We start from the raw sequence: 24,542 nt of genomic DNA on the forward strand, positions 1-24,542 counted from the left end.
TCATTGCTATTTTAATAAAATGCAAATTTACTATTAAAAAACAGCATAGTCGAGTTTTATTTATCTTTGAAGTAAAACAGTACTAAAAATAACTAAAATCCCTCAAAAACACCTAAGCCAAAAAGCGCAAAATCATATTTTACAGGATCATTTGAATTAAGTGTTCTCAATGAATTATCTAATTCAAATAGCGCTTTACCATCATTTTGTGTTCTAGTTAGTAGACCGAGTTTACGAGCAACGTTTCCAGAGTGAACATCTAACGGACATGACAATGCTGCCGGCGAAATATTTTTCCAAATTCCAAAATCAACACCATTTGTGTCATTTCTTACCATCCATCGTAAAAACATGTTAATTCTTTTGGCTGCTGAACCTTGATTTGGGTCAGAAATATGTTTAGTGGTACGTTGTTGATGTTCAATACAAAAAAATTTTTTTTTAAATTCGGTGATTGCAGGTTGCATTGATAATTTTTCCTGATGATTGTTAAAAATAGTTTCTAAACCGCCATGATTCATGTAAATATTTTGTAGCCCTTTTACAAATGTTTTAAAATCATCGCTATTAAAGGTGCGATGTACAAATGGGGTTAAATCATCTAAATGATAGTCTTTATGATTTATTACAAAATCGTAGGGAGAATTTCCCATCAAGTCCATCATTCGCTTAGCATTATTAATAATCATTTTTCGGTTTCCCCACGCGATTGTGGCTGCAAGAAAACCTGCAATTTCAACATCTTCTTTTACAGTAAATAAATGTGGAATTTGAATAGGATCACTTTCAATAAAGTTTGGATTATTGTACAAGTTTACTTTTTCATCCAAAAAATCTTTGAGTTCACTGCTATTCATTTGTATTAACTTTTTTGGCATAAAATCCATCTTCTAAATTTTTACCGCGAAGTTGAGGAATAATTTGAAAATTAGTTTCAAAATAGTGTATTTGTTCCTGGTTTGCGCATGGCAGTTTTCCGTTTCCTGTTATCCAGAAAAAATTGTATTGAATAGGTGAATAATACTCGAGATTTTGTTTTTTTAGCAACTGATATTTTTGATTTGATTTCGTATTTGGTTCAGGAATGAGAATGTTGTTAAAATGAAAAGTCGAATTATGAGCCAATGATTTATTATTGGTTATACTATTTAACGAAAGTGGGACAAAAACCAAAATGGCAATAAGTATGAAATTAAAACTAAATGAAACCAAAACCATATTCTCGCTTTTTACTACCAATGAAAACCATAATAGACCAAAAAATAGCGTGAAATAGACATAAAACCGATATTGAGGCGAACTAAGAATTAGAAGCGCTAATAAAAGTATAAAGGCGAAATAGATACCCCAAATTGAAGTTTTCGAAAAGTATTTTGAAATAACTATTGGAGAAAAAAGTAATAAAAGTAAAGTGGAAATAGCAATAAAACTATCAAGTCCGTTTAATAAAAAATAATGTTTTGCGAAATCTGACAGAGATGAATTTTCAAAAGATCCAAAAGGCATGTAAAAGGAATGCATCATAGATTGACTGAAGAAAAAGTCAACAACGTCTTTTGGAACAATAAAATTAACATTTGGCAAAGAAATGAAAGTCATTGGAAAAAGTGGGTAACCAGTTAAAATAGAATTTTTAATAATAAAAACTGTAAAAACTACTATCGATAAGCTAACTGCAATCGTCAATTTATTCTTTAAAATACGATAATTTTTAAGTAGTATAATACCTGGAAAAAGCAGAAAAATTAAAGCTGTAATTTTTATATAAACCAGAAACAAAGCGAAAACGGTAATTAAAATAAAGTTGTCTTCATCGAGGTAAAGACTAAAAAGTATCAATCCAAACAGGTAAACAGGCAAATCCGGTGAAGGAGAATTAACAAATTGAAACAAAAAAATATACGTTATTGGCAACAATCCAAATACCAAATCCAATTGATTTTTAGTGGAAAAATAGGAGCGAAGTTTTGAAAAAGCCCAGAAGTTTCCTAGTAACAAACAAAATCCATTTAAATCATTAAGGCTGTCAAAAAGAAACGAAAAACTAAAAACACTTTGCGTAATGTGCCAACCACTAGTTTGTCCAAAAAATAAATGAAGATTTGCCAAACCTGGAACAAAACCATATTCGTTTAACCATTTTATAGTTTGAATATAATAGGTTTCGTTGTCAATAATGAATGGCAGTGTTGCGCTCTGTACCAAAATTAATAAAGAACTAACGAAAAATAGCACTTTTAATCCAAACGGAAATGCCTTGAAAGTATACTTTATGCTGTAAAGAACCGATAGAAAATCGCCTTTACTTTTCAGTAGTAAAAGTATTGAGGTAAGAAGCAGCGTTATTTGAAAGTTTAGGGAAATTGGCGCAAATAGTGCCCAAAAACTTGCCAAAACAGTCACACAAAATAATCCTGATATTGATGTAATCGCAGTATTATGTGCTTCTAAGCGAATAAATTTTAAAAAGGTTACTCCAAAAGTTATTGAGATAAAAAAAATATAGCACCAGCTCAATAGGATGACAATCATAATCTCACACTATTAAGCCATCTTTCATTATTAATTTCCTGTCTGCCATATTGGCCAATTCTTCGTTATGGGTAACGATTACGAAAGTTTGATCAAATTCTTCTCTTAATTTAAAAAATAATTCATGAAGATTTTGTGCCGAAGTAGTATCTAAATTTCCCGATGGTTCGTCCGCAAAAATAACTGCCGGTTTGTTTATCAAAGCGCGCGCAACCGCCACACGCTGTTGTTCACCACCCGAAAGCTCACTTGGTTTGTGGTTTATCCTCTCTGATAAACCTAGATAATCTAGTAATCGTTTTGCTTCTTTTTCGGTTTCTAATCTTTCTCTTCCTGCAATGTAAGCAGGAATACAAACATTTTCCAAGGCACTAAATTCAGGCAGTAATTGATGAAACTGAAAAATAAAACCTAAATGAAGGTTTCTAAATTTTGAAAGTCCTTTGTCTTTCATTGTTAAAATGTTTTCACCATTTATTTCGAGGAAACTTTCATTTGTTTTTGAAGGATTATCTAATGTTCCCAATATTTGTAATAAAGTAGTTTTTCCCGCGCCTGAAGCGCCAACAATGGATACAATTTCACCTTTTTCTATGTGTAAATCAACTCCTTTTAAAACATGTAAAGCGTCGTAGTATTTGTGAATATTTTTGGCCGTAATCATGAATTATATTTTTCACAAAGTAACAAAGTATTTCTTTCAATTATTCAAATAAGATTTTTTTATAGTTGAATAAGTAATAAAATTATGTTAATAAATAAGTTTTGTTTAATTATTAATTACTTTTGTTAAACAAAAAAATAACTAATAAATTAATTCTTATGAACACATCCATTGAAAAAGAATTATTTGAACTGATAGGCGACAATCATCAAATGACTTCTGCAGACACACCAATGCGACCAGACGCATTCATCAAAACAGATGAGCAAAAGATGGTTTCGATCGAAAAGCATTTTCACGCCATTATGGAGGAAATGGGTTTAGACATGACCGACGACAGTTTAAAAGGAACGCCTCATCGTGTAGCCAAAATGTTTATCAAAGAAATTTTCTCGGGATTACATCCTGATAATAAACCAAAAATTTCTGTTTTTGACAATTCTTATAATTATGATAAAATGTTGGTTGAAGCCGATATCAGCTTTAACTCGACTTGTGAGCATCATTTTTTACCAATTATTGGTAAAGCCCACATAGGTTATGTTTCAAGTGGAAAAGTAATTGGTCTATCTAAATTAAATAGAATTGTAGATTACTATTCTCGTCGTCCGCAAGTTCAGGAACGCTTGATTATGCAAATTTTTAACGAATTAAAAACTGTATTGGAAACTGATAATGTAATTGTAGTTATGGAAGCAAAACACTTGTGTGTTTCAAGTCGCGGAATTCAGGATGAAAGTAGTTATACTTCGACCATTCAGTATGGCGGAATTTTTAATGAGAAAGAAAATAGAAACGACTTTTTTAGTCTTATCAATAAAGAAAAATAATTTCTGGATTGTTGTTTTAGGTTGAAAATCTCGGGTATTTTAAATACTCGGGATTTTTTCTATTTGAAAAGAAAACCTAATCCCATACTTTTTAGCATTTTCTTTTCAAATGCCCAGAAAAAAGTAAACTGCCCAAATAAAAATCCGAAACTAACCAATAAAACTTGGTATACGGGAAAAATAAGGATAATATATAAAGGATAATAAATCCAGTTAGAAATACTTCCTTTAACAATGCCAAATACTTCTAAAATAGGTTTTGAAAGATAAGCAGCTGATGAACCAGTAATAGCAAATACAATTATAATCACAAAAACTTGCCAATTTGATTTTATATTCCAACGCTCTTTAAAACTTGACATACATTTATATTTTAATGACGCAAATATAATATTTTACGGACTTGGAATAAAACCTCCTAATTTTTGATTGTTTACTATTTGAAAATAGATGAAATAATTATAAAGCAAATAATTTACCTCATAGCCATAACGAGTAAAAGGTTCGTAATCTATCCGCATTTCATACATATTCCGGTTATTACCTTGTATTTGATTAACTCTGCTGTTCCACTCTACAACATAAGTCTGGTTTCTACTTTCTAAGAAATTTATAGAATAAAAACCTCTTGGCTTTGCATTTTTGGCTAGCCAAGAACTAAAGCCTGGATCAATAATAATTATTTCATATTCTAAACTATCGTTTGCAATTTTGATAGTATCGGAAGTTTTGGCAACAAGATTTTTTTCATCGGTTGTACTAATTGATTTTGTTGAAGTACAAGCGATAAATATTGTAATAAACAAAACTATAATGAAACTATTTTTCATAATTTTTATCTTGTTATAAAGTTAGTAAAAACTAGCAGTTTGTTTTACTTTTTAACATAAAAAAACCACGAGTTATCGTGGCTTTAATTAAAAGTCATTGATTTTGATTACGCATTTTTAACTTTTAGTATGCTAAAAATTTGATCGGCCAATTCAGTTCCTATTCTGTCTTGCGCCTCTAATGTAGCAGCACCAATGTGTGGTGTCAATGAAATTTTTGGATGCATCAGTATTCTAATTTCTGGTGTCGGTTCATTTTCAAAAACGTCTAAACCTGCAAATAAAACTTTTTCGTTGTCCAAAGCTTCAATCAACGCTACTTCATCAATCACACCACCGCGAGAGCAGTTGACAATACCTACATTATCTTTCATCATTAAGAATTCGTCCTTACCAATTACATAACCTTCTTGCGCCGGAACGTGTAGAGTTATAAAATCAGAATGTTTAAGCACATCTTCTAATGGTTCCGTTTCAAAAGACACATTGATGAATTGGCCATTATAAAAGTCTACGCGCACATCTGCTTTATCCACAAACTTATCAGCTGCAATTACTTTCATTCCTAATCCTAATGCCATTTTGGCCACAGCTTGTCCAATTCTACCAAAACCAATAATACCTAACGTTTTGCCACGAAGTTCAATTCCATTAGCATAAGCTTTTTTCAAACCCTCAAAATTGGTATCACCTTCTAAAGGCATGTTTCTATTCGAATCTTGAAGAAAGCGAACACCTGTAAACAAATGTGCAAAAACCAATTCTGCCACGCTTTCTGATGATGATGCTGGCGTATTAATGACATGAATTCCTTTGCTACGCGCATATTCCACATCAATATTATCCATTCCAACGCCACCGCGACCAATGATTTTTAAACCTGGACATGCATCAATAATATCTTTTCTAACTTTAGTTGCGCTTCTTACCAAAATTACACTAACATCGTGTGAGTTGATATAATTAGCTACTTGTTCTTGGGCTACTTTTGTTGTAATTACTTCAAAACCTTTGCTGTGTAAAGCGTCAATACCACTTTTTGATATTCCGTCGTTTGCTAATACTTTCATTTTTTATGCTGAATTGTTTTTAGGCATCTATAAATGCTGAATTATTTAATTTTTCTAGATGATAACTTCATTTTGTTTTACAACTTCTTCTAACTTTTTCATCACATCAACAAGAACTTGAACACTTTCAAATGGCAATGCATTGTACATCGATGCGCGATAACCACCAACAGAACGATGACCTGGTAATCCAGAAATGCCAGCTTCTTTCCACATTTTATCAAAAGTAACTTGATTTTTCTCGTCAACTAATAAAAAAGTAGCATTCATTGTACTTCTATCTTTTTTGTCAGCGGTTCCAATAAATAATGGATTTCTATCAATTTCGTCGTATAACAATTTTGCTTTTGCTTCATTTATCTTTTCAATAGCTGCAATTCCACCTTGTGATTTCAGCCATTGCAAAGTGAGAAGACACGTATAAACCGCAAAAACAGCTGGCGTGTTATACATACTTTCTGCTTTGATGTGTTTTTCATAATCTAAAATACTTGGAATGCTTCTTCCTGATTTTCCTAGAATTTCTTCTTTAACAACAACTAAAGTAGTTCCTGCTGCACCCATATTTTTTTGCGCTCCAGCATATATTAAATCAAATTTTGAAAAATCTAAACTTCTAGAAAATATATCTGAACTCATATCACAAACTACTGGAATATTAGTTTTTGGAAACGACTTCATTTGCGTACCAAAGATGGTATTGTTACTTGTACAATGAAAATAATTGGCATCAGCAGGTATTTCATAGTCTGTTGGGATATGATTGTAGTTTTGTTCTTTAGAAGATGCAACAACTAGCGTTTCACCAAATAATTTAGCTTCTTTTATAGCATTATTTGCCCAAATTCCCGTATCAAGATACGCTGCTTTTCCATCCACTTTCATTAAATTATAAGGAACCATCAAGAATTCTAGACTTGCGCCACCTTGAAGAAACAACGCTTGGTAACCTTTTCCTTCCAAACCTAAAAGTTCTAAAGCTAAAGCTCTGGCTTCATCCATCACGGCAACAAAATCTTTACTTCTGTGAGATATTTCCAAAATGGATAATCCCGAATTATTGAAATCCAAAACAGCTTGTGCTGATTTTTCAAATACCTCTTGTGGTAATATACATGGTCCGGCGCTATAATTATGTTTTTTCATCTGTTTAATTTAAATAAATTATGATTGCAAATTTCGTAAATAGAGAAGTGATATCTAACTGAATTATAGCATCAAAAGTTTGATGTTATCAACGAAAACGATTTAGTTTATAACAAATAATTAAAGTTTATTCAAGAACAATAAAGTATCCACATTATCAGCATAATCCCAAAGTTCGGGTTGTTGGGTTTTTCCAAATGGAATACTATTTTTAATCACATCTTTTGTAACAATACACTGAATTTGGTCTACATCATTTTCCAATTGGTTCTTTAGTTCTTCTATTTTTTCATAATATTCATAGAAAATGGAAGAAATAGGAGAGGCGTAACTCGTATCTTCCTTTAAAGTTAGGAATTCATTATCCAATAATTTAAAATTACTCATCAAGAAAACTGCTTTGTTATAGTCGTAATTGTTAGAGTATTTTTCATAATAAATAACATCTCTATATTCATAAATTGCTTTAAAAAAAGGCTGAAAATCATAGTTTTTGGGCACAAACAGCTTGGAAACATTTCTACATCCTAAACCAAAATATTTAAATATATCTTCTCCTAAATTAACCAAATCTTGATGAGTTTCATCGCCAGTTAAAACTGCCACTGAATTTCTGTTTTTTCTAATGATAGTTGGTTTGTCTTTAAAATAATATTCAAAGTAACGCGCCGTGTTATTGCTTCCTGTAGCTATTACAGCATCAAAATTTTCTAATTTTCCATCAGTAAACGTAATGAAGTTTTTAAGTTCTGGATTAACAGAGATTAAATATTTTGCCAAAAATTTAATTAAATATTGATCATTAGACGATGTTTTGACTAAGACTTTATGTCCAGAAATTATCACTGAAAGAAAATCATGAAAACCAACAAGAGGAATGTTTCCAGCGAGAATCAGCCCAACAGTTTTTGGCTTTGTTTCTGAAAAATTATATGGAGAAAGCCAATAATTTAAATTATCTTCTTGTAATGCTTTTGCCCATGATTGAATAGCAAAATAAACATTTTCAGGTGTAAACCATCCATTATGTGATTGTGACAAGTGAATTAAATCAATAAAGTTTTCAAAGTATAGTTCATTATTTAGCACTTTATCATTTTTGGTGCTACTTTCAAGGGAAAACTGACTTAAAAATTGACCTAATTCCACAAAACACTTTATTTTATCGATTTGTAACATTTGTTTACTTGTTTATGAATGGTTTTGATTGTAATTTTGCACAAAAATAGTGAAAATGTAAAGAGTAGTTAGTAATGAGTTAAGAGTATGTGAGTAAACTCTATCTTGTTAAACGTTAGGCTCTAAATATTCAACCTCAAACTAGAAAAAAATGGCAATTATTATAACTGACGAATGTATCAACTGTGGCGCATGTGAACCAGAGTGCCCAAATACAGCAATATATGAAGGCGCAGACGATTGGCGATATAAAGACGGGACAAAACTGAGAGGTAAAGTAATTCTTCCCGATGGAACCGAAGTTGATGCTGATGAAGCACAAACACCTATCTCTGATGATGTTTATTATATTGTTCCAGGAAAATGTACTGAATGCAAAGGTTTTCATGATGAACCGCAATGTGCCGCTGTTTGTCCGGTAGATTGCTGTGTTCCCGATGATAACCATGTAGAAAGTGAGGAAACACTCTTGAACCGTCAATCATTTTTGCATAACGAATAAGTTTTGCTTATTTCTCATCTATAACACAATTTTGTTTTTTTTATAATTTTAGCCCAAATTTCTTTTGGGCTTTTTTATACAAGTCATTTTTATACTCTGTAACTTGTTGGAAACGAAATGTTTTTTCTATATTTGTTAAAATACGAAACTAATATGAAGAAAAACTACCTACTTTTTCTATTGATTTTTAGTTTTATTGGTTATTCTCAATCTGTCGAAAAATCGATTATTTTGATTGATGAACAAACAAATTTACCAGTGGAGTCTGCCGTAGTATTTATTGTTAAAACCAAACAAACTTTGTTGAGTAATAATGAAGGAAGAATAACATTTGAATTGAATGGAACGTCAAATATTCAAGTGACACATTCGGCTTATCTTACAGTAACTGTACGATCTTCTGCATTGCAAAAAACAGATAATACTATTTATTTAAAAAATAATATTAACGATTTAGATGAAATTATCGTTACAAAGCAACATCCGCAAAAAATTTTAAAATCTGTTATAGAAAATTCAATAAAGCGATTAACCATACCTGCAAGGCTAAAAATTTATTCGAGAGAATTTTTTAAATTAGATGGCAGTTATGCTTATTATAATGATGGATTACTACATTTTCAGTTATCAGGAAAAAACAAAAGCGTAAAAAGTACCATTTTAGTGGAGCAAAATCGTTCTTTCGGCATCATAAACCAAGATATTCATAATGATTTACTAGGTTACAATTTAAATGATATTATGCAGAATTATTATAATTTCAAATATTTAGTCGCTTTATTAGATACCAAATCTTTAAAGGAATATGATTTTGTCATCAAGGGTTACACTAAAAATGCTAATTATAATGTGATACTTGTAACGCCAACAGATAAAATCAAAAAACTGCGTGATGATTTTAAGATTATTTATGACTATAAGAAAAAAGTTATCATTGAAGTAAGTTCAAATATTTCGCAAACAACCCTCACAAATAGTAAAGAAAAAACAATGATTGGTGCCAAAAATATTTATAAGTCGTTTTATAAAACGATATACAGAATTGAAAATGAAAACTACTATTTGATTAGCTCACAAGAAGAAATTGGATTTGAGCGCATTGACAAAAATAAAAAAACGGATATAGAAGTCCGAAACTATTTTGTCACTAATAATTTTAGTACTCAAAGTTTTACCCATAACGAGAGTGAAGTATTTAAAGACAAAACACTACACAACAAGAAAAATGTTATTTTAAGCAATTATTGGGAGGTTTCTGGATTAACATCGACAGAGGAAGAACAAAAAATAATCGAATTGATTGCTACCAAATCCTATTGAACTTAAATTCAGATTTCCAATAATTCCATTTCATTAAAACTTGATTTAAAATCTTATATTTGCACACTTTTAATTAATAAATCAAGAATGAAAGCAGGAATTGTAGGATTACCAAATGTAGGAAAATCAACCTTATTTAATTGTTTATCAAATGCCAAAGCGCAAAGTGCCAACTTTCCGTTTTGTACGATAGAACCCAATATTGGCGTAGTAAATGTTCCTGATCCACGAATCAATAAATTAGAAGAATTAGTAAAACCAGAGCGTGTTCAAATGGCAACTGTAGATATCGTTGACATTGCCGGATTAGTAAAAGGAGCAAGCAAAGGTGAAGGTTTAGGAAATCAATTCTTGGCAAACATCCGCGAATGTAACGCTATTATTCACGTTTTACGTTGTTTTGATAACGATAATATCGTTCACGTAGATGGCAATGTAAATCCAATTCGCGATAAAGAAACTATTGATATCGAGTTGCAATTAAAAGACTTAGAAACGGTTGAAAAACGTTTAGAAAAAGTAAATCGTGCAGCTAAAACAGGAAACAAAGAAGCACAAGCTGAAAAAGCACTTTTAGATAGAATTCGCGAAGCATTATTGCAAGCAAAATCGGCTCGTACTGTAATTCCTCAAAATCAAGACGAAGAAGTTTTAATGGAGGAATTTCAGTTAATCACAACAAAACCAGTTTTATATGTTTGTAATGTGGATGAAAGTGCAGCAGTAAACGGAAATAAATACGTTGACCAAGTTCGTGAATTAGTAAAAGATGAAGATTCCGAAGTGATTATACTTTCGGTTGGTGCTGAAGCTGACATTACCGAATTAGAAAGCTATGAAGAACGTCAAGCTTTTCTAGAAGACATGGGACTTACTGAACCTGGTTCATCTGTTCTCATTCGTGCGGCCTATAAATTATTAAAACTGCAAACCTACTTTACAGCTGGTGTAAAAGAAGTTCGAGCATGGACAATCCAAATTGGCGATACAGCACCAAAAGCCGCAGGAGTTATTCATACTGATTTTGAAAAAGGATTTATTCGCGCTGAGGTTATTTCTTACGAGGATTATGCCAATTATGGTTCAGAAGCTAAATGCAAAGAAGCTGGAAAACTTCGCGTAGAAGGAAAAGAATATATAGTGAAAGATGGCGATGTGATGCATTTCCGTTTTAATGTGTAGTTTTCAAAAATAGAGAAAAGAATATAGAATATAGATAAACCGTAAAAGAGATTTTGCGGTTTTTTTGTGCCTTTTTCCAGCTTTTCATTCCAAGATTTTTTGTTTTGCGCCATTTTCTAAAAAATAAAATGAGCTTCTGCTAGTCGCTATTTTATTTTAAGAAAATCAGGCAGCAAAACTGCAAAATGCTTTCCATTTTAATCTGGGGCAAACTAATTTAATCGCCAGTTTTGTCATTTCGACGAAGGAGAAATCACAATCTTTAGGTTTCAAAAATAAACCTTATTTTTTGGCATAAAATTTGACTAATCATCGAAAAATATAACCATGAAAATTATAAAAAAACTTCTAAAATATGTCGCCATTTTCATTCTAGTATTGATTTCTTATGTTTTGATTATGCTTTCGTTACCTTTAATTTCAGTGAATAATGGCATAACAGAAAATCAAAAAGAAATTCCAATCTATATTTTAACCAACGGTGTTCATACTGATATAGTTTTACCATTAAAAAACGAACATGAAGATTGGAGTAACCAATTGAAATTTGAACATACCATTGCCAAAGATACTACTCATAATTATGTTGCTTTGGGTTGGGGCGACAAAGGTTTTTATTTAGAAACGCCAACTTGGGCTGATTTAAAAGTCAGTACAGCGTTGAAAGCTGCCTCAGGATTGAGTTCTTCAGCAATGCATGTTACATTTTATAAAACTATGAATGAGAATGCTTCTTGCAAAAAGTTGCTGATTTCTCCCGAAAATTACACCAAATTAATTTCTTTCATCAACGAATCTTTTCAATCGAAATCAGGCGAATTCCAAAAAATTGAAACCAATGCCGTTTATGGAAAAAATGATGTGTTTTATGAAGCTAACGGAAGCTACTCGCTGTTTTATACTTGCAATTCTTGGTCAAATCAAGCCTTAAAAGCAGCTAATCAAAAAGCAGCGCTTTGGACCGTTACCGATAGCGGAATTTTTCGTCATTATCCATAATTTTTGTCAATATCATTCTTAATAACTTCTTAGTAACCGACTTTTAAAAACGCTCGTTTTCCACTATATTAGCACACCCGAGGTTTGTGTAGAAAGCACAAACCGAACTGAACGTAGTTAAAATCGATAGTTTTTAAAATGACTCAAGAAACACAATACAACGAAGATAATATTCGTTCACTCGACTGGAAAGAACACATCCGAATGCGACCAGGAATGTACATCGGAAAGCTAGGCGATGGTTCTTCGCCTGACGATGGTATTTATATTCTTCTCAAAGAAGTGATGGACAACTGTATCGATGAGTTTGTCATGGGTGCAGGAAAAGTGATTGAAGTAACTATCAAAGATAAAATGGTAACCGTTCGCGATTATGGTCGTGGAATTCCGCTAGGGAAAGTCGTTGACGTAGTTTCCAAAATGAATACAGGAGGAAAATACGATTCCAAAGCCTTTAAAAAATCGGTTGGTTTGAATGGAGTTGGTACGAAAGCTGTTAACGCGTTGTCCAATTATTTTCGTGTAGAATCAGTTCGTGATAACCAACAAAAAGCGGCTGAATTTTCCGCTGGAAATCTTACTCTCGAAGAAGATGTAACCGAATCAACTAAGCGAAAAGGAACCAAAGTTTCTTTCGTAGCCGATGAAACCATTTTCAAAAATTACAAATACCGAAATGAGTATATCATCAAAATGCTCAAAAATTACTGTTATTTAAATCGTGGTTTAACGATTTATTACAATGGTGAAAAATACGTTTCGGAGTTTGGTTTAAAAGATTTATTGGAAGAAACCATTACAGAGGAAGACATGCAATATCCAATCATTCATCTCGAAGGTGATGATATAGAAATTGCATTAACCCACAGTAAATCACAATATTCTGAAGAATACCATTCGTTCGTAAACGGACAAAATACAACGCAAGGTGGGACGCATTTGGGTGCTTTTCGTGAAGCGATTGTAAAAACGATAAAAGAGTTTTACAACAAACCTTTTGAAGCTTCGGATATTCGCAAATCGATAGTTTCTGCGGTTTCTGTAAAAGTAGAAGAACCCGTTTTTGAAAGTCAGACCAAAACCAAGTTAGGTTCAACCGATATTGGTCCGAATGGTCCAACAGTGCGAACGTTTGTAAACGACTTTATCAAAACCAAACTCGATAATTTTTTACATAAAAATCCCGAAACAGCCGATTTATTACTTCGTAAAATCCTTCAAGCCGAACGTGAGCGAAAAGAATTATCAGGAATTAGAAAATTAGCCAAAGACCGAGCCAAAAAAGCCAGTCTTCACAATAAAAAATTGCGCGATTGTCGTGTGCATTTAACCGATGCCAAAAATCCTCGAAGTTTAGAAAGTACGCTTTTCATCACCGAAGGAGATTCGGCTTCGGGATCTATTACTAAAAGTCGTGATGTGAACACGCAAGCCGTTTTTAGTTTGCGTGGAAAACCGCTGAATTCCTATGGAATGACCAAAAAAATTGTGTATGAAAACGAAGAATTCAACTTGCTTCAAGCCGCTTTGGATATTGAAGAAGACATGGGCGATTTGCGATACAATAATATCGTAATTGCTACCGATGCCGATGTTGATGGTATGCACATTCGATTATTATTGATTACGTTTTTCTTGCAGTTTTTCCCCGAATTAATCAAAGACGGACATTTATACATTTTGCAAACGCCATTATTCCGTGTGCGAAATAAAAAAGAAACGATTTATTGCTACAGCGAACAAGAACGTGTTGATGCTATCGAAAAGTTAAAACCAAAACCCGAAATCACTCGATTTAAGGGTTTGGGAGAAATTTCACCCGATGAGTTCAAGCATTTCATTGGCGAAAGCATTCGATTAGATCCAGTTATGTTAGACAAAGCAACTTCTATCGAAACCTTATTAGAATTTTACATGGGGAAAAATACACCAGACAGACAAGATTTTATTATCAATAATTTGAAAGTGGAGTTGGATGTTGTGGAGAAGTAGTTGTTAGGAGCACGAAGTTTCACAATGTTTAACACAAAGTCACGCAAAGACAATTTTCAACATTGCGAAACATAGTGAAAACTTAGTATAATATTGTGATATAAAAAATATGACTGAAGAAAATGAAATTAGCCGAATAATTTTAGATTGTGCATACAGAGTTCATACAAAATTAGGTTCAGGATTACTGGAAAAAGTATACAGAGAATGTTTAGCTTACGAATTGACGAAATACGGATTAGATGTTCAACAAGAGAAAGCATTTCCAGTAATTTATGAAGATATAAAAATGGATTGCGGTTATAGAGTTGATATTATTGTAAATAATAAAGTAATTATTGATTTAAAAGTAGTTGAAGATTTTACAATTGAACACACAGCTCAATGTTTAACTTACATGCGGCTTTCAGAATGTAACTTGGGATTACTTTTAAATTTTTATAAAAAATCATTAAAAGACGGAATAAAAAGATTAATACTATAATATAAGTTTCACAAAGCATCGCAATGTATTTCACAAAGTCGCACAAAGAAAAAAGCATTGAGAAACATTGTGAAAACTTTGAATAACATTGTGCTACAAAAAACATGAAAGACGAAGAAGAAGATAACATCAACGAAGAAGAAAGTAACGACGAGTTGAATGACTCTACAAACGATGATTCCTTAGAAGAAGGTTTTGAAGACGTAATTCGTCCTTCGACTGGTAGTCATTTTTACGAAAACGACGAAAATCCAGAAGATACCATCACCAAAGTTACAGGAATGTACAAAGATTGGTTTTTGGATTATGCTTCTTATGTGATTTTGGAACGCGCAGTTCCTGCCATTGAAGATGGTTTCAAACCGGTTCAACGTCGTATTATGCATTCCATGAAAGAGTTGGACGATGGTCGTTACAATAAAGTAGCGAATATCGTTGGACATACGATGCAATATCATCCGCATGGTGATGCTAGTATTGGTGATGCGATGGTGCAAATCGGACAGAAGGATTTGATTATCGACATGCAAGGAAACTGGGGAAACATTTTGACTGGCGATAGTGCTGCGGCTTCACGTTACATCGAAGCGCGTATTTCGAAATTTGGTCATGATGTTTTGTATTCGCCGAAAATTACAAAATGGGGTGTTTCTTATGACGGTAGAAGAGCAGAACCAATTAATCTTCCGGTAAAATTTCCGTTGCTTTTGGCTCAAGGTGCTGAAGGAATTGCCGTTGGTTTATCTACCAAAATATTGCCACACAATTTCAATGAATTAATCGATTGTTCGATTAAAGTTTTGAAAGGAAAACCATTTACACTTTTTCCAGATTTTCCAACAGCTGGAATTGCTGATGTTTCCAATTACAATGACGGAATGCGTGGCGGACGAGTTCGTGTTCGTGCTAAGATTGGTCAATTGGACAAGCAAACCTTGGTAATTACACAAATTCCTTTTTCAACTAATACTTCAACTCTAATTGATAGTATACTGAAAGCCAATGAAAAAGGAAAAATAAAGATTAAAAAAATCGAAGACAATACCGCTGCCGAAGTTGAGATTTTAATTCATCTTCCACCTGGTGTTTCTCCTGATAAAACGATAGATGCGTTGTATGCTTTCACGGCTTGTGAAACATCGGTTGCGCCATTGGGTTGTGTGATTGAAAACCACAAACCGTTGTTTATTGGTGTTACAGATATGTTGAAAATTTCAACGCATAGAACGGTTGATTTACTCAAACGTGAATTGGAAATCCAGTTGGACGAACTCGAAAATAAATGGCATTTTTCTACCTTAGAAAAAATATTCATTCGTGAAGAAATGTACATCGATTTCAAATTGTATTCGGATAGAGAATCGTTGAATGTTTATATGTATGAACGTTTTAAACCGTTTTCAAAATCGTTTGTCAGAGAAATTAACGATGACGATTTGCAGAAATTAACGCAAATTCCAATGATTCGTATTACACGTTTCGACTCGGATAAAGCTGATGATGCCATTGCAAAATTGGAAGCTGAAATGGAAGAAGTGAAACATCATTTAGCCAATATAATTGATTTTGCGATTGATTTCTTCCAAAAACTGAAAGACAAATACGGTAAAGGTCGCGAACGCCAAACGGAACTACGAAATTTCGACACGATTGAAGCTACGAAAGTGGTTCTGCGAAACACTAAACTTTATGTAAACAAAGAAGAAGGTTTCTTTGGAACAGGTTTAAAGAAAGACGAATACGTTGCCGATTGTTCTGATATTGATGATGTTATCGTGTTTCTGCGCGATGGAAAAATGATGGTTTCCAAAGTAGATGATAAAAAATTCGTTGGAAAAGACATTATTCACATTGCGGTTTTTGATAAAAACGATAAAAGAACGATTTACAACATGATTTATCGTGATGGTAAAAATGGTTCGGCGTTTATCAAGCGTTTCAATGTTTCGGGAGTTACTCGTGATAAATTTTATGATTTAACGCAGGAAAAAGCAGGTTCGCAAGTGCTTTATTTTTCGGATAATCCAAATGGTGAAGCAGAAGTTGTCACTATCTTACTGCGTCAAGTAGGAAGCGTGAAAAAACTAAAATGGGATGTCGATTTTTCTGATATTGCTATTAAAGGAAGAGCTTCAAGAGGAAATACAGTTACTAAATATCCAATTAAGAAAATTGAACTGAAGGAAAAAGGAATTTCCACGTTGCGACCAAGAAAAGTATGGTTTGACGATACCGTTCAGCGATTAAATGTAGATGGACGCGGCGAATTGCTTGGCGAATTTAGACCAAATGATAGATTGCTTTTAATCAATCAATCGGGGAAATTGAAAACGATTATTCCAGAATTGACTACGCATTTTGATGAAGATATTGTTGTAATGGAAAAATGGAATCCAAAGAAGCCGATTTCTGCGATTTATTATGATGGCGAGAAAGAGCGTTATTTTATAAAACGTTTCTTAGTGGAAAACGAAAACAAGGAAGAAATCTTCATTACGGAACATGAAAAATCACAATTGGAAATTGTTTCTACCGATTGGCGACCAGTTGCCGAAATTGTTTTTGCCAAAGTAAAAGGCGTTCAAAAAGAAAGTCAAACTATTGATTTGGAACAATTTATTTCGATTAAAGGAATTAAAGCTTTAGGTAATCAGTTGACTGCGGATAAACTAAAACAAGTGAATTTACTAGAATCATTACCGTTTGAAGAACCAGAAGAAGTTCAACCAGAACAAATGGAAGTAACACATGAAACTACTATTTCAGAAGATATTCAAACGGAGACAGATGATGATGGTCAGATAACATTATCATTGGAATAATTGTACTAAAGAGCCTTTCAATGCGAAAGGCTTTTCAATTATTCAATATTTTTTAAGAATGATAAAATGCTCATTTCATGTTTTAATTTTCTTCGTAGAAAAAATCCAAATACGATTAAAAATCCGTAACCGCTAACTAGCAGATAGATAAAAAAAGGTGTGGAAAATTGTTCATGAAACGTTGGTATTAATAACGAAAATCCAATTGTATAAACTATATAAATTATTGGCGTTGCTATGAAATGAATACTTTTTCTCCATGTGTAAAAAGATGCTGCATTTTTACTATACTCTAATAACGATGTTTCAATCTTTAAAGCATTAAATTTTTTAATACTTATCAATTCTAAAATAATTCGCAAAAGCATTGTACAAATCATTAAACTTAATCCTGTTGTGAAAATTGTAAATGAGTATTTAGCTATCCAAATAAAATAAGCGATTAAAAGTACAGTAGTAGTCCCAATAATTGCTATTGTTCCTATATGATTTGACTTTACTTTTTTTATGTGGTTTTCACCTTTTTTTATTAATTCGGCACTAGTTTTAGTGATATTCGATGCGGGTTGTTGATTCCAAATATCTTGTAAATTTTCAAATGTTTTCATAATTGTGTACATTGAGTTAAACTTTTTTTAATTCGATGAATTCTCACTCTGAGCGTTTCCTCGCTTAAACCTACTACATCAGCTATTTCTTTATATTCAATTCCTTCCAAAATCATTAGAATAATAATCTTTCCTGTTTCATCTAATCTTTGAATGCAGTCATACATTTTTTGCAATTGTATTTCTTTTTCATCTGAATATTTTTCTTCTGTTTGACTTGGAAAAAATGGAGTGGCTATCTCTTTTTTAGATTTTTCTTTTCGCAAATAGAGTAAGCAAGTGTTTACGGTTATTCTATAAATCCAGGTACTAATACTCGATTCTTTTCTAAATGTTTCGAGTTTTTGCCACACTTTAATAAAAATTTCCTGTGTTGCATCGTCTGCATTATTGGTATCACCATTGAAATATCCTTTGCAAAGTCGGAATACTTTATGATAATGGTCATTAAAAATTTGATTGAACTGTTCTTCTTTTTCCACTTTACTTTAGCGCTAGTTTTACATTTTTGATAAACCAATCAGGCTGATCATACATTACAAAGTGAGCTGCATTTTCAGCATAATATATTTGTACAGAAGGTAAATTTTGGTATTGAGCTGTGTAAGTGTTTTTTACAATATCTAAACCAAGGGATGTTGCAGCTAAAATTACAACAGGAATTTTGATTTTTGAAATTTCCTTTCTCAAATCTAAGTTTAGCATATCAATATATCCGTATACATATGTTTTTCGATCCGCCATATTCATCCATGAAGTAATGATTTTATGCTTTTCTTTATTTAAACACATAAAAGGTATAGATTGTGAATTCATCGCTTCAAAACTGTTTTTATCCATTTCAAGCATCATTTTGCTTTGAGGATTATCATATTCAATGATTTCACCATTGTAATTTGGTATCATTAACGCTGCAGACGCAGGTAGAGCATCAACTAAAATTACTTTTTTAAACAGTTCTGTTTCAGTTGATGCTAGCCAAAGACTTAAAGTTCCACCTAAACTATGTCCTAAAAGTGTGGGTTTGTGTAATTTTTTATCTTTTACATAACTTATAAGTTCATTTTTTATTGTTGTAAACCATGGTGTTTCAATTGGAGGTACAGTTCCAAAACCTGCAAAAGTAAAAATATGACATTCATTTGTTTTTGACAATTCTTCAACAGTTTCATTCCATAATTCACCGGTACAGCCAAAACCGGGAAATAATAAAATTGGTTCGCCTTTACCTTTTACAGAAACAGAAAAAGACTTTTGTGCAATTGAAAATTGGGTATTTAGCACAGTTAAAATTACGAGTAATACTAATTTTGTTTTCATGATATTTTTTTTAAAGTTTCACTTTGGATTCAATAGCGTTTAAATTGTTACATAATTTTTTAAAATTATTTTTGAGCATATCAAGAAATGCTATTCGTTGATGTATATCTTTGTAGGTTTACAGTAAAAAAATAGTTGATTAGGTTCTAAAAAAAAGTCTTAAGATGTCAAAAATTCCCTCCGATATTGAAATTGCACAAAACGCAACAATAAGCCACATCAAAGAAATTGCAAGTAAGATTAACGTTACCGAGGATGATTTGGAGTATTATGGTAAATTCAAGGCTAAACTTCCATTGCATCTTCAAAAAGAAAATCCACAAGGAAAATTAATATTGGTCACTGCGATGTCACCAACCAAATATGGTGAAGGCAAAACGACTATGACGATTGGTTTAACCGACGGATTAAATACAATTGGCAAAAAAGCGATTGCTGTTTTACGCGAACCTTCACTTGGACCTGTTTTTGGGCTAAAAGGTGGCGCAGCTGGTGGAGGTTTTGCTCAAGTAATCCCGATGGAAGATATTAATTTGCATTTTACAGGTGATTTTTCTGCTATTGAAAAAGCCAACAATTTGTTGTCGGCAATTATTGATAATCATCTTCAAAATCCTAAATCTTCTTTGCATTTAGATCCAAAATCCATCGCGTGGAAACGTGTTATGGATATGAATGACAGGTCATTGCGCCAAATTATCATTGGAGTTGGTGGAAAAGCAAATGGAACCATGCGTGAAGACGGTTTTAATATTACGCCTGCTTCTGAAGTGATGGCTATTTTATGTCTTTCTAAAGATTTGGAAGATTTAAAAAAACGATTAGGAAATATTTTTGTAGGCAAATCAATCGATGGGAAAGCCATTTTTGCCAGAGATTTAAATGTAGTAGGAGCGATGGCCGTACTTTTAAAAGACGCTTTGAAACCCAATTTAGTGCAAACATTAGAAGGCAATCCAGCTATTTTGCATGGTGGTCCATTTGCCAGTATTGCGCAAGGAACAAATTCGGTTATTGCTACTAAAATGGGATTATCATTAGGAGAATATGTAGTAACCGAAGCTGGTTTTGGTGCCGATTTGGGTGCGGAAAAATTCTTTCATATCAAGTGCGGGCAATCAGGACTAAAACCCGATGTGGTAGTTATTGTTGCGACGATTAAAGCGATAAAATATCATTCTGGTTTGGGTGAAGAAAGTTTGAATTCAACTGATAGTTTTGCAATTGAAAAAGGATTTTGTAACCTTGAAAAACACATTGAAAACATTCAAAAGTTTGGTATCAATCCTGTGGTTTGTATCAACGCTTTTCCAGATGACACAAGTGACGAATATGAAAAATTGAAAGCATTATGCTTATCTAAAGGTGTTAATGCTATAGTCAGCACTGCTTTTGCAGATGGCGGAAAAGGTGCGGCAAAGTTGGCAGCGCAAGTAGTTGAAGCCGCGAATTCATTAAACAATAATTACAAGCCATTGTACAAAACAACTGATGGTTTAGAGCATAAAATCAAAACTATTGCTACTGAAATTTACGGTGCTGCAGGAGTTGAATTTTCATCTAAATCTAGAACTCAGTTAAAAATGATTAATGACTTAGGATTTAATGCTTTTTCCGTTTGTATGGCAAAAACACCATCGAGTTTTTCGGATAATGAAAAGTTACTAGGCAGACCAACTAATTTTTCAATTACGGTAAGAGAGTTTGAAATTGCCAGCGGTGCAGGATTTATTATTCCGTTGTTAGGCGATGTTATGCGAATGCCAGGTTTACCTTCGTTTCCCAATGCGGAAAAAATTGATATTGATATTGACGGCAAAATTTCGGGATTATCGTAGTTCTCGGTAAATAAAAAAATGTCCCAAAAAGCAATAAACTTTTGGGACATTTTACAATATATAATTTAAGAATTTTACTGTTTTTTCTTTCGCATTTTCATATTGATAACTTCTACTGCTAGCGAAAATGCGATGGCAAAGTATAGATAACCTTTTGGAACAACGCCTACATGTTCTCCAAGTAGCGATGCATTCGACAAATGCATACTTTCAGTAATTAGCATAAATCCAATTAAAATTAAAAAGGCCAAACCTAGAACTTGAATTGATGGATTTTTATTGACAAAATTGCCAACAGGAACCGCAAAAAGCATCATAACGCCAACTGAAATAACAACAGCAGTAATCATAATATATAAAGCACCAGTTACACCATTGGTCATTCCGACCGCAGTTAAAATACTATCTACAGAAAAAATTAAGTCGATTAATAATATCTGAACAATTACATTGCTGAATGATTTGGTTGCCGAAGTTTTCATGTCTTTTTCCTCTTCTCCTTTATGGTCTACTTTTTCATGAATTTCTTTGGTACTTTTATAAATTAGAAAAATACCTCCGAGAAAAAGAATTACTGCCTGACCTGTAAAACTCGCACTAAACCAACCAAGATCAAAACTAAAAAATGGTGCTTTCATGGCAATTAGCAATGTAATTCCAAATAGCAAAGCTATTCGCATAAACATGGCTAAGAATAAACCAATTTGTGTTGCTTTTTTACGTTTTTCAACGGGCAATTTGCCGGTAACAATTGAAATAAAAATAATGTTATCGATACCTAAAACAATTTCTAAAAAAGTTAATGTTAAAAGCGCAACCCACGCACTAGGATCTAAAAATACTTCCATTTGAGTAAATTAATTATATGTAAATAAGGTCTTTTATTCTTGTTTTGTTACACGTCCGCGTTGTTTTCTTCCATCGCCAACAAATGAGTATTCAAAAGTATAGCCATTTTCATCAGATGATAAAATAGTCATATGTATTGCTTTTTTTTCATTCATTGTCTTAGGATGCAATTTTTGAAGCACAAACTCACAATCGTTAACCCATCGCACTGTTGCGGTATCCGTTTTTCCATTGAAAGTCTCTATTTGTAAGTCCGCTGTTCGAGTAAAAGTTGAGCTTAGTTTCTTACCGTTAATTTCTTGTGTGAAGACAAATTTTCCTGTTTTAAAATCTTGGCACTTTCGTTCTTTGTTTGAACATGAGAACATAAAGAAAGAAAGCAGTAGTAGTATGTTTTTTTTCATTTTGGGAATATATTTTTTTTTAAAAAGTGTGGCTATTGGTATTTATGAATAATTAAAGTATTACGATTGAAAAAGTGCATCTGTGATTGTTTTTATTCCTTTAAACAATAAATATACGGCTGATAAACATATAAAAATTCCAATGGCTAACACCAAATAATGCCATATGTTTTGTTTATTGATGAAAGCATTATAAATTACACTTGGACCAATGAACATTAACGGCAATGAATAGAGCATAAATTTTGCTCCTTTTTCAATTAATTGTCTTTTGGTAGGCATATTAAAATTTTATTTGAAGTCCAAGTCCGTTTTGATTGCCAATTGCACTGACGGAAAAGCTATTTTTGAAACCCAAAGTGTTGTTTTGATGATCTTTATTATATTCCATAATGGCTTCTTCTATTCGTTTTTTTCTCCCAGATAGTATGGGTATTGAAACGGCAATCGCGCCAATACCAGCATACGTCAATCCACTTGGATACTTTTTATCAGAAAATAAGCCAATGGCTAAATCGCCAACAGTTAACCCAATACCAAGGCCAAGAACAAAACCACCCAAACCTTCTTTGGATTTAGCTTGTTTAAATAATGTGGCAGATTTTACGTTGGTTGCTAATAATTCTCTCGTTTCACGACTAGAAATTTGTTCACCTTTTATATAAAACTTCCCTTTCTTGTAAGTAATTTGTTGGGAAAAAATTGCTGTTGTAAAAAATAAAAGACCCAAGACTATAACTTTTTTCATCGTTTTTACTTATTAAAATTTTGAATTGCTTTTCTAACGCTACCAAATTCTTTTAACAATTCAGAAGCTTTTTCATAATCTAATGGAATTTCACTCATAATCATTTTCACACCGCGATCTACTAATTTGTCATTGCTCAATTGCATATCAACCATCTTATTGCCTTTTACCTTTCCTAGTTGTATCATGGTTGTCGTGGAAATCATGTTCAGTACTAATTTCTGTGCCGTACCAGCTTTCATTCTCGAGCTTCCTGTTACAAATTCTGGACCAACAACAACAACTACAGGAAATTGAGCTAATAAAGCTAACGGACTTCCTTCGTTGCAGGTAATACAACCTGTAACAATATTATTTTCATGGCATTTTTGCAATCCACCAATAACATAAGGTGTTGTTCCCGATGCAGCGATACCAATTACCACATCATTCTCACCAATATTTTGTTCTTGCAAATCAATCCAAGCTTGGGTAATATTATCTTCCGCATTTTCCACCGCGCGACGAATAGCTTTATCGCCACCTGCAATTATGCCATTAACTAAGTCAAACGGAACACCAAATGTCGGTGGACATTCCGAAGAATCAACAATTCCAAGCCTTCCCGAAGTTCCAGCACCAATATAGAAAAGTCGTCCGCCCATTTTCATTTTTTTAACCACTTCAGTAATCAAAGTTTCAATTTGTGGCAAAGCTTTTTCAACTGCTAGAGGAACAGTTTTGTCTTCGGTATTGATTTTGGTTAACAAATCATGAACCGACATTTTTTCTAAATGTTCGTAGCGAGAAGATTGTTCGGTGGTTTTCGTGAAATTCATTATACTATTTTAAAACATGATGAGCCAAAATATTTTGAACATCATAAACATTAACCGATTTGTTGAATTGTTTCACAATGCTTGGATTTGTTTCACTTGAAACCCAAATTTTTAGTTCGGCTTCTAAATCAAATGTTCCTGCAGTTTCCACACTAAATCTTGAAATGCTCTTATAAATAATTGATTTATATTCTACTTTACTACCTGTAATTCCTTGTTTTTCAATAAGAATTAATCTTTTGTTAGTAAAAATAAAGGTGTCTCTGATTAGCTTAAAACCCAATTCAATTGTTTCGCCTTCAATTAATAATTTACCATACTCTTTTTGTAATGTTTGCTGGTCAACTGCACCCGCATTTCCCATTAAAGCTGAAAATAGTCCCATATTGTTTTGATTAAAAATTA

The 24,542-nt window shown here is 32.7% G+C and carries 26 protein-coding genes; 9 read left to right on the forward strand and 17 right to left on the reverse strand.

Translation table 11 applies throughout. The annotated features are described in order from the left end of the window. Nucleotides 1-92: 92 nt before the first annotated feature. The 3 genes from WFZ85_RS08430 to WFZ85_RS08440 are packed head-to-tail and all read right to left on the reverse strand — an operon-like array spanning nt 93 to nt 3,196. On the reverse strand, nt 93-857 hold the full coding sequence (locus WFZ85_RS08430; protein WP_342695849.1) for a TIGR02757 family protein: 765 nt from the start codon (nt 855-857) through the stop codon (nt 93-95). Next, the gene (locus tag WFZ85_RS08435; RefSeq protein WP_342695850.1) at nt 850-2,532 is read right to left on the reverse strand and encodes an LIC_10190 family membrane protein; all 1,683 of its coding nucleotides are present in this window, start codon (nt 2,530-2,532) and stop codon (nt 850-852) included. The genes WFZ85_RS08430 and WFZ85_RS08435 overlap by 8 nt, the downstream gene beginning before the upstream one ends. 4 nt (nt 2,533-2,536) lie before the next feature. After that, on the reverse strand, nt 2,537-3,196 hold the full coding sequence (locus WFZ85_RS08440; RefSeq protein WP_342695851.1) for an ABC transporter ATP-binding protein: 660 nt from the start codon (nt 3,194-3,196) through the stop codon (nt 2,537-2,539). Between the two features lie 158 nt (nt 3,197-3,354). Between WFZ85_RS08440 and folE the strand changes: the two genes are divergently transcribed. Next, the gene (gene folE / locus WFZ85_RS08445) at nt 3,355-4,026 is read left to right on the forward strand and encodes a GTP cyclohydrolase I FolE (protein ID WP_342695852.1); all 672 of its coding nucleotides are present in this window, start codon (nt 3,355-3,357) and stop codon (nt 4,024-4,026) included. Between the two features lie 59 nt (nt 4,027-4,085). Here folE and WFZ85_RS08450 read toward each other — a convergent pair whose 3' ends face one another. The 5 genes from WFZ85_RS08450 to WFZ85_RS08470 form a co-directional block, all read right to left on the reverse strand. Further along, nucleotides 4,086-4,388, reverse strand: a complete 303-nt coding sequence (locus WFZ85_RS08450) for a DUF6787 family protein (protein ID WP_342695853.1) — start codon at nt 4,386-4,388, stop codon at nt 4,086-4,088. 33 nt (nt 4,389-4,421) lie between these two features. Further along, on the reverse strand, nt 4,422-4,856 hold the full coding sequence (locus WFZ85_RS08455) for a DUF6146 family protein (protein ID WP_342695854.1): 435 nt from the start codon (nt 4,854-4,856) through the stop codon (nt 4,422-4,424). A gap of 107 nt (nt 4,857-4,963) precedes the next feature. Then, nucleotides 4,964-5,926, reverse strand: coding sequence for a D-2-hydroxyacid dehydrogenase (locus WFZ85_RS08460; protein ID WP_342695855.1), 963 nt, complete (start codon nt 5,924-5,926; stop codon nt 4,964-4,966). Nucleotides 5,927-5,980: 54 nt separating this feature from the next. After that, nucleotides 5,981-7,072 (reverse strand): 3-phosphoserine/phosphohydroxythreonine transaminase, encoded by a 1,092-nt coding sequence (gene serC / locus WFZ85_RS08465; protein WP_342695856.1) that lies wholly within the window; start codon nt 7,070-7,072, stop codon nt 5,981-5,983. Between the two features lie 120 nt (nt 7,073-7,192). Further along, nucleotides 7,193-8,251, reverse strand: a complete 1,059-nt coding sequence (locus WFZ85_RS08470; RefSeq protein WP_342695857.1) for an acyl-CoA reductase — start codon at nt 8,249-8,251, stop codon at nt 7,193-7,195. A 151-nt stretch (nt 8,252-8,402) separates the two neighbouring features. On the opposite strand from WFZ85_RS08470, the gene WFZ85_RS08475 reads away from it, so the two are divergent. The 7 genes from WFZ85_RS08475 (at nt 8,403) to WFZ85_RS08505 (ending at nt 17,552) form a co-directional block, all read left to right on the forward strand. Then, a complete protein-coding gene (locus WFZ85_RS08475) occupies nt 8,403-8,753 on the forward strand; it encodes a 4Fe-4S dicluster domain-containing protein (RefSeq protein WP_342695858.1) in 351 nt (116 codons plus the stop codon). A 153-nt stretch (nt 8,754-8,906) separates the two neighbouring features. Then, nucleotides 8,907-10,073 carry a hypothetical protein gene (locus WFZ85_RS08480; protein WP_342695859.1) on the forward strand — a complete coding sequence of 389 codons (1,167 nt, stop codon included), beginning with the start codon at nt 8,907-8,909 and terminating at the stop codon, nt 10,071-10,073. Between the two features lie 87 nt (nt 10,074-10,160). Further along, nucleotides 10,161-11,255, forward strand: coding sequence for a redox-regulated ATPase YchF (gene ychF, locus WFZ85_RS08485; protein WP_342695860.1), 1,095 nt, complete (start codon nt 10,161-10,163; stop codon nt 11,253-11,255). A gap of 327 nt (nt 11,256-11,582) precedes the next feature. Then, the gene (locus WFZ85_RS08490) at nt 11,583-12,254 is read left to right on the forward strand and encodes a TIGR02117 family protein (protein WP_342695861.1); all 672 of its coding nucleotides are present in this window, start codon (nt 11,583-11,585) and stop codon (nt 12,252-12,254) included. A gap of 138 nt (nt 12,255-12,392) precedes the next feature. Then, nucleotides 12,393-14,246: a DNA topoisomerase IV subunit B gene (locus tag WFZ85_RS08495; RefSeq protein WP_342695862.1), complete on the forward strand. Its 1,854-nt coding sequence runs from the start codon at nt 12,393-12,395 to the stop codon at nt 14,244-14,246. A gap of 109 nt (nt 14,247-14,355) precedes the next feature. Then, a complete protein-coding gene (locus WFZ85_RS08500; protein ID WP_342695863.1) occupies nt 14,356-14,730 on the forward strand; it encodes a GxxExxY protein in 375 nt (124 codons plus the stop codon). Between the two features lie 104 nt (nt 14,731-14,834). Then, a complete protein-coding gene (locus tag WFZ85_RS08505; RefSeq protein WP_342695864.1) occupies nt 14,835-17,552 on the forward strand; it encodes a DNA gyrase/topoisomerase IV subunit A in 2,718 nt (905 codons plus the stop codon). A 38-nt stretch (nt 17,553-17,590) separates the two neighbouring features. Here the strand turns inward: WFZ85_RS08505 and WFZ85_RS08510 are convergent, their stop codons facing one another. The 3 genes from WFZ85_RS08510 to WFZ85_RS08520 are packed head-to-tail and all read right to left on the reverse strand — an operon-like array spanning nt 17,591 to nt 19,480. Beyond that, a complete protein-coding gene (locus WFZ85_RS08510) occupies nt 17,591-18,160 on the reverse strand; it encodes a hypothetical protein (protein WP_342695865.1) in 570 nt (189 codons plus the stop codon). Continuing rightward, the gene (locus WFZ85_RS08515; RefSeq protein ID WP_342695866.1) at nt 18,157-18,642 is read right to left on the reverse strand and encodes an RNA polymerase sigma factor; all 486 of its coding nucleotides are present in this window, start codon (nt 18,640-18,642) and stop codon (nt 18,157-18,159) included. The genes WFZ85_RS08510 and WFZ85_RS08515 overlap by 4 nt, the downstream gene beginning before the upstream one ends. A 1-nt stretch (nt 18,643) precedes the next feature. Next, nucleotides 18,644-19,480, reverse strand: a complete 837-nt coding sequence (locus WFZ85_RS08520) for an alpha/beta fold hydrolase (RefSeq protein ID WP_342695867.1) — start codon at nt 19,478-19,480, stop codon at nt 18,644-18,646. Between the two features lie 164 nt (nt 19,481-19,644). Here WFZ85_RS08520 and WFZ85_RS08525 point away from each other — a divergent pair, with 164 nt between their 5' ends. Then, a complete protein-coding gene (locus tag WFZ85_RS08525; RefSeq protein ID WP_342695868.1) occupies nt 19,645-21,318 on the forward strand; it encodes a formate--tetrahydrofolate ligase in 1,674 nt (557 codons plus the stop codon). 74 nt (nt 21,319-21,392) lie between these two features. Here the strand turns inward: WFZ85_RS08525 and WFZ85_RS08530 are convergent, their stop codons facing one another. From WFZ85_RS08530 to WFZ85_RS08555, 6 genes are read right to left on the reverse strand one after another with little or no spacing between them, the layout of a single operon-like run. Beyond that, nucleotides 21,393-22,166, reverse strand: coding sequence for a TerC family protein (locus WFZ85_RS08530; protein ID WP_342695869.1), 774 nt, complete (start codon nt 22,164-22,166; stop codon nt 21,393-21,395). Nucleotides 22,167-22,199: 33 nt separating this feature from the next. Beyond that, complete coding sequence (locus tag WFZ85_RS08535; RefSeq protein ID WP_342695870.1) at nt 22,200-22,571, reverse strand: DNA topoisomerase IV; 372 nt, start codon at nt 22,569-22,571, stop codon at nt 22,200-22,202. A 60-nt stretch (nt 22,572-22,631) separates the two neighbouring features. Next, the gene (locus tag WFZ85_RS08540) at nt 22,632-22,853 is read right to left on the reverse strand and encodes a DUF6095 family protein (protein ID WP_342695871.1); all 222 of its coding nucleotides are present in this window, start codon (nt 22,851-22,853) and stop codon (nt 22,632-22,634) included. Nucleotide 22,854: 1 nt separating this feature from the next. Further along, entirely contained in the window at nt 22,855-23,319 is a 465-nt protein-coding gene (locus WFZ85_RS08545; RefSeq protein WP_342695872.1) for a hypothetical protein, read from the reverse strand. A gap of 5 nt (nt 23,320-23,324) precedes the next feature. Beyond that, a complete protein-coding gene (gene murQ, locus WFZ85_RS08550) occupies nt 23,325-24,137 on the reverse strand; it encodes an N-acetylmuramic acid 6-phosphate etherase (RefSeq protein WP_342695873.1) in 813 nt (270 codons plus the stop codon). A gap of 4 nt (nt 24,138-24,141) precedes the next feature. Continuing rightward, nucleotides 24,142-24,522 carry a PH domain-containing protein gene (locus tag WFZ85_RS08555; RefSeq protein WP_342695874.1) on the reverse strand — a complete coding sequence of 127 codons (381 nt, stop codon included), beginning with the start codon at nt 24,520-24,522 and terminating at the stop codon, nt 24,142-24,144. Nucleotides 24,523-24,542 lie beyond the last annotated feature (20 nt).

This window comes from Flavobacterium aureirubrum, from assembly GCF_038739835.1.
In the GTDB taxonomy this organism is placed as follows: Bacteria; Bacteroidota; Bacteroidia; order Flavobacteriales; family Flavobacteriaceae; genus Flavobacterium; species Flavobacterium aureirubrum.